This window comes from Streptomyces sp. NPDC048600, from assembly GCF_055587025.1.
Genome location: NZ_JBVJGZ010000001.1, coordinates 314,461 through 329,131, shown reverse-complemented (window position 1 = coordinate 329,131; position 14,671 = coordinate 314,461). Strand labels below are relative to the sequence as shown.

Here is a 14,671-nt window from a genome sequence, read left to right as displayed (position 1 = left end):
CGTGCGAATGATTTTCTCCGGCCCCCCGGAGAGGGCGGGTGACGGGCGAACGAGCCTGACCGATGACGCGGTTGACGTGGGCGAGGGCGGTGGCGGCCGGAGGGTGCGGCATCCCGGCCTGCGTCGCGTGCCGCGTCGCAGGCGTGCGGCGGTGGGGACGAGCCGCGATAATGGGGCTTGTCGTGCAGGGAGTTGAGGAGGCGGGAGCGTCCGGTGTCGTTACGCTATTACCTATATGTGAGCGACAGCAAAGTCGACATGCTGCTGGCGCAGATCGACCCGGCACTCCGCCAGAAGCGCACCACAGAGGTGAACGTCAGCCTCAAGGTCGTGGGCGGCAGGCGCGTCGTCGAGGACACCGGGGAAGAGGAGCGCGGCGCGCGGCTGGAACGGCTGGTGCGCTTTCTGGAGGACCAGGAGGAACTCGGGACGGTCGACGATCCGAGGCGGTTCTTCCGGGGGGTGCTGCGGCTGCGCTGGGGCCCGTTCCCCGCGGACCCGAGCCTTGTGTGGTTCGGTGGGGCGAGCGTCCGTACGGTGGTGGGGCTGGGCGGTTCCTCGCATCATGTGCTGGGTTCGCCGCCGCCGTCGGAGCCGGTGCTGCCCCGGTCGCTGACGCCCTCGCTGCTCGCCGGCCTGGCGGGTGACCCGCAGATCCAGGCGCTGGTGGACATGATCGCCGCGGAGGAGGACCGGCCCAGGCGGACAGGAACGCCGGCGGCCGGGCAGGCGGTGCAGCGGGCCAACGAGCTCATGCCCGGTCCGGCCCAGCGCGTGGAGTTCGTCGCGAAGCGCCTGTTGCACGTGCCCGGTTCACCGGACGCCGGGCCCGCGGTCCTGCTCGGTACGCCCCTGTACGTCGCACTGGTGGACTAGGCGGTGTGGGCCCCGGGGGAGGTCGTGCTCGGCGTCTACGAGGTGCGGGAGGTGATCCGCACCGGTGGGATGGGCCTGGTCCACCGGGTCCGGCACCGCGAGTGGGACATCGACCTGGCCGTGAAGACGCCGCGGCCCGAACAGGTGGCCACATCGGCGGACCTGGCCGACTTCGAGAACGAGGCGGACGCGTGGGTGCGGCTCGGCGCCCACCCTCATCTGGTCAGCTGCGTCTATGTGCGGCGTATCGACGGTCTGCCGCGGGTGTTCGCGGAGTGGGTGGACGGCGGCACGCTGGCCGACGCGGTACGCGACCGGCGGCTGTATCGCGGCGGCCGCCAGGCGGTGCTCGGCAGGCTCCTCGATGTCGCCGTGCAGGCCGCGTGGGGTCTGGAGCACGCGCACCGGCGCGGGCTCGTCCATCAGGACGTCAAACCGGCCAACCTGATGATGGCCGGCGACGGCACCGTGAAGGTCACCGACTTCGGTCTGGCGCGGGCCCGTTCGTCGACGCCGGGCCCGGATACGGCCGGGCCGGGCGCGGACCCGTCGGTCACCTTCGCCGGAATGACCCTGGCCTACTGCTCTCCCGAACAGGCGCGGGGCGAGCGGCTGAGCACGGCGAGCGATGTGTGGTCATGGGCGGTGAGCGTGTGGGAGATGTTCGTCGGCGGACCGCCCTCGTATTTCGGGCAGGCCGCGGCCCAGGTCTTCGAGCAGTTCCTCGTGACGCGCACGGACGATCCGGTCATCCCGCCCATGCCCGAACCCCTGATCGAGATGCTGCGAAGCTGCTTCGCCAGGGACCCCGCGGCACGCCCGTCCGGCCCCGGCGACATCGCCCGGGAGCTGATGGGGATCTACGCCGACGCCACCGGCGAGCCCTTTCCGCGTGAACAGCCCACCGAGGCACAGCTCCTGGCCGACGGCCTGTCCAACCATGCCTTGTCCCTGATGGACCTGGGCGACCCCGAGCGGGCCGATGAACTGTGGGACCGCGCGCTGCAGGTCGAGCCGCGCCATCCCCACGCCACGTACAACCGCGGTCTGCGGCGGTGGCGTGCGGGTGCGATCACCGACCGGGACCTCACAGCCGACATGGAAGCGGTCCGCGCCGGCCAGGGCGGCCGGGAGACCGGCACCTACCTGCTGGCCCTGATCCATCTCGAACGCGGCGACAGGGACAGTGCCCTGCGGCTCCTCGGCGAGCTGCCGGACACCCCTGACGTCGTCGCGGCACGTGCCGAGGCCGACCGGCTGGCTCCCATGCGCCCGCCCGCGGTCCTGCAGCGCAGCACCCTGAAGCGGCGGCCGGTGTTCGCCGTCAGTGCCCACGGGCATCTGGCGGCGGTCTCCCACCAGACGCTTGACCTGCGTGTATGGGACCTCGACACGGTTCGGCCCGTGCGCGTGCTGGCCGGGCACGAGGCGCCCCTGCAATCGGTGGCGATGAGCGCGGACGGCCGGGTCGCGGTCTCCGCCGACGAGAGCGGCCGGGTACGGCTGTGGGACACCGCCGACGGCAGGTGCCGGCGCCGCTGGGTCCTGCCGCCGCACGGTGTGGAAGAGGTCGCCGTGAGCGGCGACGCCGCGACGGTCGCGGTGTCCGGGACGGACGGCTCGGTGCGCCTCCTCGGCGACACCGTGCGCGTGCTCAGCGAGCCGTCCGAGCATCACGACTACTCGTTCGGCAGCGCGCTGACGGTCGTCGCCGACGGGCAGCGGGTGGCGGCCTTCGACGGATACCGGTGGCTGCTGCGCGTATGGGACGTGCGCAGGGGGGAACTGCTGGGTGCCATGGACCGGTTGAACCGTCGCTTCGCGTTCAGCCCGGACGGCCGCTACGCGCTGGCGCTCACCGATCGGAACACCGTACGGCTGATCGACCTGACGACCATGGCGGTGAGGGACCTGGGCAGCTCGGACGCGTGGGGCGGCGGCCCGGTCGCGGTCAGGAACGACGGACGGATCGCACTGTCCACCGACTACCAGTTCGGCCTGCAGCAGTGGCTGCTGGAGGGAAACCGGTGCCTGTCGACGATGGAGGACGCGAGGGGGAGCGAGGCCGCGGTGAGCGCGGACGGCCGCGTCGCCCTGCTCAGCATCCCCGACGGAGAATCGGTGGGCGTCGTCCGGCCGGCGCCGGCCGGGCCTCCGGCGCCATGGAGCTACGCCCGCCCCGGCGCCGCCTCCCATCTCATCGAGGACGCCCGCACCGCGGCCGCCGGCCTGGAACGGGCGGCCGAACTCCTCGACGACGGGCGTACCGCGGACGCCTTCGACCGGCTCCGGACCATCCGTGCCCTGCCCGGCCACCGACGCCATCCCCGGCTGCTACCCCTGTGGCGCCGCGTCGGCGCACCCGACCGCCGCTCCGCCTTCGCGGGAGCGTGGCGCACCCGGACGAACCGGCGCCTGGCCCGGGGCCCGGTCGCGTTCACCGCGGACCTGCGTCAACTGGTCGCGGGTTCCTACTCCGGCGACGTCACCGTGCACGACCTGCGGACCGGCGACGCCACACAAGCCGACGAAGGGCACGGCGCCGAGGTGCGGAAGACGGTGATCTGCGCCGACGGCAGGCACGCCCTCACCACGGACACGCGCGGCGGGCACATGGTCTGGGACCTGGCGACGGCCCGCCGTGCCGCGACCCTCCACCGCCCGCACGGCGCACCGTTGCGACTGGACCCGCCGGACGGCCCGCTGACGCTCTCCACCCACAACGGCGGGCTCAGCGTGCTGTGGGACCGCTTCGCACAGCGGCCGTTGCACGCGTTTCCCGGCCCGGACGACCGGGCGGCCGTCGTGTCGGGAGACGTCCTGGTCGTCGTGAGCGGCGACGGACACACCGAAGTCCTCGACACCCGGGACGGTCAGCGGCTGCTCACCGCACGACTGCCGCTGTACGGCGACACCCTGCACGCCGCGGCCACCCCTGACGGACGCGTCGTAGCCGCCGCCCACGGGCCGTTCAGCACCCCCGGCATCGTCTGGCTCTGCCACGCCGATCTGCCCCGGGTGCTGGAGGTGAGGGCCGGTCCCGACACGATCACCTGCCTCGCGCTGACCCCGGACGGCACGCTGCTGCTGACCGGCTCCCTCGACCATTCGGTACGACTGTGGGACGCCCGCACCGGCAGCCTGGTGTGCCCCCTGGAAGGCAACACCACACCGGTCTTCAGCGTGGCCCTCTCCGCCGACGGCTGCCACGCCGCCTCGTGCGACAACGAGGGCACCGTGCTGTGCTGGGACCTGGACTGGGAGTACACCCGCCCACCCGGATGACCCGCCGATCACCGGAAACCAGCAGGTCGGGCAGGTGCAGGGGATGTCCGACGCACGCTGTGACGATGCCGCGGTGCGGGCGTGTCCTTCCCGTTGAAGATCACAGCGGCCGACGTGGAACCCGCACGGGAGCCAGACCGGGCAGCACGTCGTCCGGTGTGGGCGAGCAGTGCTCCTCCAGCCAGTACAGATAGACCCGAAGGTCCGTCTCCAGACTCCCGGAGTCCGCGCCGCCCGTGATGTACGCCGCGAAGTCGCGAACACCCTCCACCACGCGCTGTCCGGGCATCCACGCGTCGAAGGCCTCCCACTCGCGCGACTGCTCTCCGAGGTACTCCAGCACCCGCCCGCGGTCACGCCACCACTCCCGGACCAGTTGCGGCGTCCACCACTGATCCCCGTCACAGTTGTAACCGCCCCACGGATCCGCCTCGATGGCTCCGAGCACGTTCCTGACGTCGTCGGACGTGCGCGGCTGGCGATAGACGTACTCGCCGAAGTGCTCGCCCCCGTAGAGGACATGGCCGGGTGCCTCGAGCCGCCCTGTCGCGCAGTTGTCCGTCTCGCCCCCGTACACCGGCCCCGGGACGTTGAGCCAGAGTCGGTCCTCCCACAGGCCCGTATAGCTCGGGTGGGCCTCGAACAGGACCGCCGTCGCGTCGAAGTAGAGCGTCATGCGGGGCATCGTATGGCTGGTCACGCCGCCCGGGCCGAGCCGGAAGACTCCCGTCGCGGTCGGCCGCACCGTCCGCGCCCCGTCGCGGTCGCGGTCAAGGGCATCAGTGGGGATTCTCGTAGTGAGGGCTCGTTCCGCCGCATACCGGCCCCGGCGGGTCAGCGCCGGCAGTGCGGGCTGTTCACCGATCCCGGGTCGGAGGTGTCAGCGATGACCGGGTTCGAAGCCTCGGCGATCTTCAAGCTCGACCGGCAGGGGTTCAATCTGCGGCGGGGTATCTCCATTCTGCTGGTGATGCTGCTCCCGCTGGTCGTCCTGGGCGCGCTGGGCGAGGAGAAGTACTTCGTCAGCGTGGCGCTGGCAGCGCTGTTCACCGGCTTGTGCGACCCGGGCGGCCGCTACTCCTACCGCGCGCCGCGACTGGCCGTCATCGCCCTTTCCGGGGCGTTGCTGACCGCGCTGGGTTACTGGCTGGGGGCGCAGGCATGGGGGTGGGTGGTGCTGGCCGCGTTCGTGGTCACCGTGCTGGCCGGCCTGGCCGTGACGTACGGTACGCACCGGTTCGTCGCGGCGTTGCTGCTGAACGTCTGGTTCCTCATCGCGCTCGCGCTGCCCAGCGCGTACCGGGCGGACGGCGTGCACACCAGTGCCTGGCCGCAGGCACTGGCCTGGCTGGTCGGGTCGGCGTTGATGATCGGCTACATCGGTCTGATGTGGCTGGCCGGCGGACGGTCCGGGCGGCAGCAGACCGGCGCGGAACTGCTCCCGGGGGACACCACGCCGATGCCGCTGAGCCGGAAGGTGATCATGTACGCGGTGATCCGGGCCGTCGCCGTGGCGGCCGCGGTGGCGATCGCGTTCGGGCTGGAGGTGCCGAACGCCGACTGGATGCCGGTCGCCGCGCTGGTCGCGATGAAGCCGAGCCTGGAGCAGTCGACGCTGGTGGCGGCGCAGCGGCTGACCGGGACGGTGATCGGTGCCGCGCTGGCGGCGGTGGTCCTGCTGGGCCTCGACAACAAGATCGCGATGGGTGTGATCCTCGTGGTCCTGGGCGGCCTCGCAGGGGCGATCCGCGCCGTGAACTACACCTGGTACATCGCGGCGGTGGCCGGGACCGTGCTGATCGCGGAGGGGCTGCCGCATCCGACGGACCTGGCGGAGGAAGCACGGCGGATCGGCTTCACCTTCGCCGGGGTGGGGATCGCCGTCGTGGTGACGTACCTGGCCGGACTGCTGGCCAAGCGCACGGCGACGAGCGGTCGACCGCCGCGTTCCGCCGCTCCCGCCGGGCACACCGGGCGGCTCTGACCACCTCGGTGGGCGGCGGCAGGTCGGCAGCCAGGAGCCCACCAGGTCGCCCCGGCGTCTCCCGCGTCGGGCCCGCTCGCCGTCATCGTCCCTGGTCTCCGGCCTCATCCTCATCACGGGACGCATCGGCCGTGCGCTTCTGGCGCTTCTGGCCGCGGCGGACGGCACTCACGACGACCTTGACGGCGAGACCGAGGATCACCAGGTCGGCGAGCATCTGGACGGTGACCACGAGCCGAGCGGTCTCCGTCCTGGCGGTGATGTCACCGAATCCGACCGTCGAGAACACCGTGACGGTGAAGTACAGCGCGTCGCTGTGGGACAGCGGCTCGCCGAAGCTGGCGGGCGACAGCGCGGCCAGCGCGACGTAGCTGGCGGCGAACAGCAGCAGGAAGTACGGGATGCTGGTGGCCAGAGCCTCGACGGCCCGCAGCCCCGGGTGCTTGGAACGGACGATCGAGCGGACCTGGGCGGCCACCAGCGCGACGAAACCCGCCAGCCCGACGAAGAGCATGGTGACGGTCGCCGCCGTGGACGAGTGGTCCAGGGGCAGCAGGTAGTACAGGGTCACCAGGACGGTGGCCGAGCCGACCGCACGGGCGACGGTCCAGAGGATCCTCCGGACCGAGGGCCTGGCCCGGCCGTGGGGCGTACTACCACTGCCTGGAGTCACGATGGTCGCCTTTTCGTCGTGGGCGCCGCCCGGAAGGACCTGTGGCGGTCCTGCCCCATGATGCCCGTGGCCGAGCCCAGGGCGGTCCGGCCTACGACCACGATCGGCCAGACCGATGGCCGAAGCCGCTCCCGCGGACGGAGCCGGAACAGGAAGGGACCGCGCACAAGACCGCGGCGGCCGCCGGCACGGCCTGATCGAGGAGGCCGAACGCGCCCACCCGTCGCCGCGGGTACACGGCCCACGACCCCAGGTACGCCGCCCCACCCGGCCACCCTCCGTGCCCGTCGAGCACCCCGCTCGGCCGCCTTTCGTCCGGGCCGCGCACGGGCCCTCGCCCCACCCCGCCGGGCTGAGCGCTCGCCCCGAGGTCCGCCCGGTGCTCCGTCCCTCTCCCGCATGACGCATCCTCCAGGCTGATCACCGCGGGCAGCGGGGACCCGTCACATGGCAGCGACATGCGTGCAGGGGCCGCGGTCCTGTATCCACCGTCGCACGGCTGCCAGGACGTGGCAGATCCAGGGCGAGGACAGGGATCGAGCCGGGAGGCCGTCGGCGCACGGGGAGGGAACCGTTGTCGCCTGCTTCGTCGTCTCAGACATCCCAGCCGTTCACTGGTCCCGGTCTTTCGGTCACCCGCTGCCCCGCCATCGCCTGGCGTCAACACGGATCAAGGGACATGAAGTTCGAGGGAGGGACATGGAATCCGGCATCCGTATCACGGAGTTGACCGCGGGTCAGGAGGACGTCCTTCGAGAGGTGGCGAAGGACTGGGCGGCCGTGGACCGGGCGACCGGGCCGGGGGACCGCGCGGCAGCTGAGGACGGGGTCCGGGCCGCCTACCGGGCGTGCGGTCTGGCGCCGCCCCCGTTCATCGTCTGGCTGGGCTCCCCCTGGGCCGGTCTGATCGGACAGGCGATGCTCCCCGTCCTGATCGCCTCCGTCCTGGGTGACCGGCCCGCCCGCGTGCGTGCCCGGTTTCGTCGGCGGTTGCGGCGGGAGCTGGTGCCCGGGCGACACTGGATCCTGCGGCCCGAGGTCTACGACCGGGCCCGGGACCAGGTGTCCGAAGCGGTGGACGCGCGGGTCATGGAACTGCTGCGGGAGCCGAAAGTGGCGCCTGACAGCTGGCGGTTCGTGGTCCACTCCCATGTGCAGGACCAGGTGAACGCTCAGCACCTCGGGGTCCTGAGCAGCTGGACCGACAGCGACGGGTACATCCGCTCCGCCCGGTACGACCTGGACGTGGTGGCGGCCGTTCAAGCGGAGCTGCTCGCGCAGGTCGCCGAGCAGGCGGGCGTCTCCCCGGTGCCGGAGGGGGTGCCGGCGCGGCTGCCCGTGCGCTGGTGGCGGGGCCGTGCCCTGTCCGGCCTCGGCGTGGCGCCGTACATGTGGGCCGACGCCATGGAACGCCTCGGCGTGCTGGGGATGGACGACCTCCACGGCGAGCAGCAGGTGGCCCGGCACGCCGGTTATTGGTGGGCCTTCCGTGACTATGCGGTCCTCACCCCGCGCCCCGATGTTTTCCGGCGGGACGCGCAAGGGCGTCTCCACTGTGCCGACGGGCCGGCCGCCGTATGGCCCGACGGCTGGGCCATCCACTCCTGGCACGGCAGGAGGGTGCCCGCCACTCTGATCGCGGGCAGCTGGGACACCGCTCGCATCCTCGCCGAATCCAACGTCGAGGTCCGCCGGTGCGCGATCGAGCGGATGGGGTGGCCCGAGTTCATCGTGGCGGCGGGTCTGAGCCAGGTCGGCCGCCGTGAGCCGGACCCGGGCAATCCCGGGCAATGGCTCAGCCTCTACGAACTGCCCCACGAACGCGGCCGCGTCCGGGTGCTGTTGTGCACGAACGCCTCGGTCGAACGAGACGGCACCCGCCGCCAGTACGGGCTCACCGTGCCTGCCGACACCCCGGACGCCACGACCGCGGCGGCTGGTCTGCTCGGCCTCACCCGAGAGCAGTACCTCACCATCGCCCGGGCCACATGAGGAGGGCTGCCGGAGCGGCCGCCTCACGGACCGGATCACGCCCGAACCTCGCACCGCCCACGAACCGGAGAATCCCATGACCACCCAGCGCCCCACACTCGGACACGTGACCGCTCTCGCCGGCGTCGACGTCCTGGACCACCTCGATCTTCAGGCGGCCATCCCCGTCTCCGACGGGTTTCAGCGCCAGGGCGACATCGGGCTCATCCCGGTCGGCCTGATCGGGTACGAGCCGCCGAGGGCCGCGGGGCTCGTCCCCGCCGCCGGGATACCTCTGGTGTCCTCCGAGGACGGCGGGAACACCCACCTGCTCGTGGCCGACGGCCCGGTCACCTGGGCGCCGAACAGCGGCGAGGGCCCGGACGTGGGCTGCTTCACCGTCCACGAGGGCGCCACGGCGTACGTCCTGCACCCCGAGCACGGCGCCATGGGCCATGCTCCGGGTACGTACCTGGTACGCCGTCAGGTCGAGCTCGACGACCGGGTGGTCCTGGACTGACCGGGAGGAGGATCGGCCCCGGCATCACTCCTGCGTCCGACCCTTCGACCGACGGGTGCCGTGGCTGTCGTGGTGAACGGCGGCGGGGCTGCGGCGTGTCGGTCCGGGAGCGGCCGGCTCCTCAGGGCCGGCTCTTGCCCGGGGCCTCCTCGCAGACGATCTCGTCGCGCGGGGTGTAGTGCGTGCGGAAAGGCTCCCGCCGCACTTCCCGGCCGTCGTCGTGGAAGACCCGCTCCACGGTGACGTCGAACCCTTCCAGCGGGGTCTGGGGCACGCACTGCTCAGCGGTGTTCACCTTCTTCGACGGCTCCCGCACCTGGGTGCGCGGCCCCTTGACCGAGGTGATCTCGTCGTACTTCTTCGTGCCGAGGAAGGTGACGGTGACCGAGGTGTCGGTGGACTCGGCCTGGATGTATATGGCGTTGCCGGAGTCGTTGGTGAACCTCAGGTCGAGGCTGCCCCAGGCGACCGTGGCCTCACGGCCTTCGGGGTAGCGCTCGATGTAGAAGGAGTGGGCGCCGTGCTCGACCGGCTTCACGCCCGCGAAGAACATCGCGTTGAAGACGGTGGTGGCCACGGCGGAGACGCCGCCGCCGGGTGCCTTGGCGAACTTGTCGTCGTAGATCATGATGCCGTCGACGAAGCCGTTGGCCTCGGTGCGTTCGCCGACGGTGCGGTTGAAGCTCCAGGTCTCGTTCGGCTTGACGAGGGAGCCGTTGATGAGCTCCACGGCCCGGCCGATGTTCTTCGTCCGGTAGGGGGCCGGTTCGAAGTTGACCGTGAAGCTGGACATCTTCTCGGTGAGCCCCAGCCGGGCCGCGTTCGCGCGGGTCACCTCCGGCTGGATCCGCCGTGTGGTCACCTCGCCGGTGCGGGCGGAGTCCGACTTGGTGAGCAGGGGCAGGACGGCCTTGCCGAGGGCCTTGTCGGTGACCTCCACGGCGGGTGTGGCGTCGGCGGCCACGACGACCTTGTCGCCCTCGAGCGCCAGCTGGGCGTCTCGGGGTGTGGCGGGGAGGCCGTTCAGGGCGTCGGCCACCGGGGGCGCGGCCCGCAGCCCCTTGGTGTCGAGCCGTGGGGTGAGCTTGCCGGTGTCGTCCGGCCGCAGGGTCAGGTGCTCGCTGAGCACGGCGGGGGTGAGGGTGATTTGCCTGCCGTCCGCGGTGAGGGTGACCGGCGCCGACATCGCGGGCTGTGCGAACTCGCGCACCGCCCGCCGTACCTCCTCGGCGGTGACCTTCGGCTCGGTCTTCTGCGCGGGCAGCGCCGTGACCTGGTCCGCAGGGCCGCGCAGGAAGGCGTCGCGTACGGTGCCGACCGCGGCGTCCACGTCCAGGGCGTACCCGCGGTGCGGGGCGACCTGCTCGACGCGGCCGTCGTCGAAGGAGACGGCGCCGTCGCGGACCTTCTCGTCGAGCGACTTCGCCAGCTTTCCGAGGGCGGCACGGGCCTTGCCCTCGTCCACCTGCACGACCGGTTCGATCTCATCGCCCGAGCTGAACAGTCCGCCGATCACGCCGATCGGATCCGCATCTGTGGACACCGCACGGTCGAGGGTCTCATCGATGTCGAAGCCGAGCCCCGCCTGCCGCGTGTCGAGCGTGCCCGTGCGGTCGCCGACCTTCACCGCCAGCTCCCGCGGGCCGGCCTGCCCCAGATGCCGTTCCAGCTTCCGGGCCGCTTCCTCACGGGTCAGGCCTCCGACGTCCACGCCGTCCACCGTCGTCCCCGACCGGATCTCGCCGCCGGTGATCAGCAGCCCTGCCAGGTACAGACCGCCGACGCCGACGGCCAGCGCGCCGCCCGCCAGGGCGACGGGCGGGCGGGAGGCGGTCCGGAGGAGGGCGGGTATCGGAGGGCGCATGGGGCTCCTGAACGATCGACGTGATGTGCACGCGATGTCACGGCACTGAGTGCGAGAACAGTCGGTCAGGCTACGCACAGATGGGGATTAAGGGGTATCGCTCAGATCACACTGGGGTGTTTAGGTCAGCTGGGACCTTGAGGTTCAAAAGGGGCACTGGATCCGAGCTGGGAGCGCTCCCGTCGGCGGACCCAGGGGTGAGCCGCCACCATCGGCCTCAGGAGCGCCCGCCCATGACGCTGCGCAGCAGGTCGACGATGGGCTGCACCGGGACGGTCGTGTCGAAGGCGCGCTGGACGCCGAGCCCGATGCCGAGGCTGAGCAGGGTCAGGGCGGCGGTCTCGGCGGGCAGGGTGGGCGTGATGCCGAGTTCGTCGGCCTGTGCCCGGATCAGGTCCGCGAGGGTGTCGGTGACGGTGCGCCGACGCTGGGCGAGCTGCTCGCAAACCTGCTGGTCGCGGCGGTTGGCGGTGGCGAACTCGACCTCCAGCGAGGTCCACGAGCTGTCGCCGATGGTCTCGTCGGCCCAGCGGGCGAATCCCGCGATCCGGTCCTCGAAGCGGGGAGCGTCGCCCATCGCGGCGGCCAGCCGTGTCACCTGTTCCTCGGCGATGCGGTCCAGCACGGCCAGGCACAGCTCGTTCTTGGTGGCGAAGTTGGAGTAGACCGCACCCTTCGAGTAGCCCGCCGCCTCGGCGACACGCTCCATCGACGTCGCCGTGAAGCCGTCGCTCAGGAAGAGCGTGTACGCGGTGTCGAGGACGTGTTCGCGGGTGCGGGCCTGGCTTTCGGCCCGGGTCAGTCTTGCCACCCCCGGAGGATACCGCTAGCTTTCGGATTCCCTTGGAATCTCAATACCGGGAGAATCTATGGCGGGGACTCGACGACGCGGGCTGGTCATCGGGTGCGGCGGCACCCTCGGCTTCGCGTGGACGGTCGCGGCGCTGGCCGCGGTCGAGGAACAGCTCGACTGGGACGCCCGCACGGCAGAAGTGCTGGTGGGGACCTCGGCGGGAGCGGAGATCGTCTCCGCGCTCGGGTCCGGCCGGTCGGTCACCGACCTCCTCGCGGCACTGCGGGGCCGGTCCGAAGCGGACCCGCTGCTCCTGCGGCACGTCGCCACGCACCCGGGCGCCCTGCCACCGGTTCCGTGGCCGGGACTGCCGGGCGCCGGGCTGACGGCGGCGGCAGCGCGGGGCCGTGTCTCACTCGGGTCGGGGCTGCTGGGTCTCCTGCCGCGCGGCCGCGGGGACGCGCAGTGGCTGCGGGCCTTCGGTGCCGCCCTGGCGGACGGCCACACATGGCTCGCCTCGTCACGTACATGGCTGGTGGCGACCGACACGCGCTCCGGCGGACGGGTCGCGTTCGGATCGCCCGGCGCCCCGGCCGCCGACATCGGCAGCGCGATCGCCGCGTCGTGGGCGATCCCGGGCTGGTTCCCTCCCGTACGGATCGACGGGCGCGCCTACCTCGACGGCGGGATGGTGTCGCCGACGTCGGCCGACCTCGTTGCCCCGCTCGGCCTGGACGAGGTCGTGATCGTCGCCCCGATGGCGACGTCCGGAGGTGCCCCCGCCACCGGGCTGAGCCGCCTCGAGCGCGTCGCCAGGCGCTGGATGACCCGGACTCTGGACGCGGAGGAACACCTGCTGCGAACAGCGGGGACCCGCGTCGTCCGGATCGAGCCGGGCGCCGAGGAACTGGCCGTCATGGGCTTCAACTTCATGGACATCGGCCGCCGCCCGGCCACCCTCGCCGTCTCCCTGCGCACCGCGCCCGACCGTGTCAGGCGAGCCATCGACAGGAGCACCGCAGCATGAGCACCCACTACGAGGTCGTCGTCATCGGTGCCGGCATCTCCGGCGTCGGCGCGGGGGTCCACCTGCGCGAGGCGGGGATCCGGGACTTCCTGATCATCGAGGCCGCCGACGACTTCGGCGGCACCTGGCGGGCCAACACCTATCCGGGCTGCCAGTGCGATGTGCCCTCCCGGCTCTACAGCTACTCGTTCGCGCCGAACCCGGACTGGACCAGGGTGTACGCCCATCAACCGGAGATCCTCGCCTACGTGAAAGGCGTCGCCGACCGGCACCGGCTGCGCGAGCACACCCGGTTCGGGGTGCGCATGACCGAGGCGCACTGGCAGCCCGGCGCGGCACGGTGGCGCATCAGCACCGACGCCGGCGAATTCACCGCACGCTTCCTGATCGCCGGTGCCGGGCCCTGGAACGAGCCGCGGATCCCCGCCGTCCCGGGCCTCGCGGAGTTTCCCGGCGAGGTGTTCCACTCCGCGCGCTGGAACCACGACTACGACCTGCGCGGCAAGCGGGTCGCGGTGCTCGGCACCGGGGCGTCGGCCGTGCAGTTCGTCCCGGCCATCGCCCCTCAGGTCGATCGGCTCCATCTGTTCCAGCGCACCGCCCAGTGGGTGCTGCCCAAGCCGGACCATCGCATACCGGCGGCCGAGCGGTGGGTGATGCGACGCGTGCCCGGCGCCCGGGCCACCGTGGCCGCGCTGGAGTACCGGGCCATGGAGACGCTGGGCCGCGGATTCCGCAGACCCTCGCTGATGCGCGGCGTACAGGCCGTGGCCCGCGCACACCTCCGGGGCACTGTGCGGGACCGTGAACTGCGCGGCAAGCTGACCCCCGACTACACCATCGGCTGCAAGCGCATCCTGTTCTCCAACCACTACTACCCGGCCCTGACCCGCCCGAATGTGGACGTGCACGCCTGCGCCGTCCGCGAGATCGACGGCACCACCGTGCTCGGCGCCGACGGCAGCAGCGCCGCAGTGGACGCGATCATCCTCGGCACGGGCTTCCACATCCTCGACATGCCCCTGTCGAACCTCATCCACGACGGCGCCGGACGTTCCCTGGCCGACCACTGGCGAGGATCTCCCGAGGCGTACCTCGGCACCGTCACCGCCGGGTTCCCCAACGCGTTCCTGCTCCTCGGACCCGGCCTGGGCACCGGACACAGCTCCGCCTTCACCATCCTCGAAGCGCAGCTCGACCTGGTCTGCGGCGCGATCCGCTCGGCGCGCGCCGGGGGGTGGGCGTCGGTCGACGTACGCCGCGCCGTCCAGGCCGCCTACAACACCGAACTGCAGGCCGCCCTCGCGGGCACGGTCTACAACACCGGCGGATGCCGCAGCTACTACCTCGACGCCAACGGCCGCAACAGCTTCAGCTGGCCGTGGTCGACCGGTCGGCTCCGCACACGGGTGGCCCGCTTCGACGCCCGCGACTTCACCGTCGTCCACACCACCGACCGTCGGGAGCTCAGCGCATGAGCCGCCCTGCCATCGACATGCGCGATGACCTGCTGAAACGGCGCCGCCTCAGCATCGAGCCTTCCTGTCGCGGCCTCGTGATCGTGGCGTCCAGGTCACCGGCCTGCATGGCCGTGTGAGTCGGCCCAGCGGCTCTGGGGAGGGTGCGGGAATGCCTCCGTGATGAGCCGACCCGCCGCGCGGAGGCACGCACGCGTGCG

General features: G+C 71.9%; 11 protein-coding genes. 7 read left to right on the top strand and 4 right to left on the bottom strand.

Annotated elements, in window-relative coordinates; translation table 11 throughout:
• Positions 1-213: 213 nt before the first annotated feature.
• Positions 214-876 carry a DUF7019 family protein gene (locus ACZ6SQ_RS01380; RefSeq protein WP_469555366.1) on the top strand — a complete coding sequence of 221 codons (663 nt, stop codon included), beginning with the start codon at positions 214-216 and terminating at the stop codon, positions 874-876.
• Between the two features lie 3 nt (positions 877-879).
• Positions 880-4,161, top strand: coding sequence for a protein kinase (locus tag ACZ6SQ_RS01375; RefSeq protein WP_469555363.1), 3,282 nt, complete (start codon positions 880-882; stop codon positions 4,159-4,161).
• 100 nt (positions 4,162-4,261) lie between these two features.
• On the opposite strand, the gene ACZ6SQ_RS01370 is transcribed toward ACZ6SQ_RS01375, so the two are convergent.
• A complete protein-coding gene (locus ACZ6SQ_RS01370; RefSeq protein WP_469555361.1) occupies positions 4,262-4,837 on the bottom strand; it encodes a ferredoxin in 576 nt (191 codons plus the stop codon).
• A 210-nt stretch (positions 4,838-5,047) separates the two neighbouring features.
• Between ACZ6SQ_RS01370 and ACZ6SQ_RS01365 the strand changes: the two genes are divergently transcribed.
• Positions 5,048-6,145 carry an FUSC family protein gene (locus ACZ6SQ_RS01365; RefSeq protein ID WP_469555358.1) on the top strand — a complete coding sequence of 366 codons (1,098 nt, stop codon included), beginning with the start codon at positions 5,048-5,050 and terminating at the stop codon, positions 6,143-6,145.
• 82 nt (positions 6,146-6,227) lie between these two features.
• On the opposite strand, the gene ACZ6SQ_RS01360 is transcribed toward ACZ6SQ_RS01365, so the two are convergent.
• Positions 6,228-6,818 (bottom strand): potassium channel family protein, encoded by a 591-nt coding sequence (locus ACZ6SQ_RS01360; protein WP_469555356.1) that lies wholly within the window; start codon positions 6,816-6,818, stop codon positions 6,228-6,230.
• Positions 6,819-7,517: 699 nt separating this feature from the next.
• On the opposite strand from ACZ6SQ_RS01360, the gene ACZ6SQ_RS01355 reads away from it, so the two are divergent.
• Together ACZ6SQ_RS01355 and ACZ6SQ_RS01350 are read left to right on the top strand one after the other, a co-directional pair.
• Positions 7,518-8,810 (top strand): DUF6745 domain-containing protein, encoded by a 1,293-nt coding sequence (locus tag ACZ6SQ_RS01355; protein WP_469555353.1) that lies wholly within the window; start codon positions 7,518-7,520, stop codon positions 8,808-8,810.
• A 106-nt stretch (positions 8,811-8,916) separates the two neighbouring features.
• Positions 8,917-9,309: a hypothetical protein gene (locus ACZ6SQ_RS01350; protein WP_469555350.1), complete on the top strand. Its 393-nt coding sequence runs from the start codon at positions 8,917-8,919 to the stop codon at positions 9,307-9,309.
• Positions 9,310-9,430: 121 nt separating this feature from the next.
• Here the strand turns inward: ACZ6SQ_RS01350 and ACZ6SQ_RS01345 are convergent, their stop codons facing one another.
• Positions 9,431-11,173, bottom strand: a complete 1,743-nt coding sequence (locus ACZ6SQ_RS01345; protein WP_469555348.1) for a VanW family protein — start codon at positions 11,171-11,173, stop codon at positions 9,431-9,433.
• Positions 11,174-11,390: 217 nt separating this feature from the next.
• Positions 11,391-11,984 (bottom strand): TetR/AcrR family transcriptional regulator, encoded by a 594-nt coding sequence (locus tag ACZ6SQ_RS01340; RefSeq protein WP_469555345.1) that lies wholly within the window; start codon positions 11,982-11,984, stop codon positions 11,391-11,393.
• Positions 11,985-12,042: 58 nt separating this feature from the next.
• On the opposite strand from ACZ6SQ_RS01340, the gene ACZ6SQ_RS01335 reads away from it, so the two are divergent.
• Both ACZ6SQ_RS01335 and ACZ6SQ_RS01330 read left to right on the top strand, forming a co-directional pair.
• Positions 12,043-12,993, top strand: a complete 951-nt coding sequence (locus ACZ6SQ_RS01335; RefSeq protein ID WP_469555343.1) for a patatin-like phospholipase family protein — start codon at positions 12,043-12,045, stop codon at positions 12,991-12,993.
• Complete coding sequence (locus tag ACZ6SQ_RS01330; RefSeq protein ID WP_469555340.1) at positions 12,990-14,471, top strand: flavin-containing monooxygenase; 1,482 nt, start codon at positions 12,990-12,992, stop codon at positions 14,469-14,471. The genes ACZ6SQ_RS01335 and ACZ6SQ_RS01330 overlap by 4 nt, the downstream gene beginning before the upstream one ends.
• Positions 14,472-14,671: the final 200 nt, after the last annotated feature.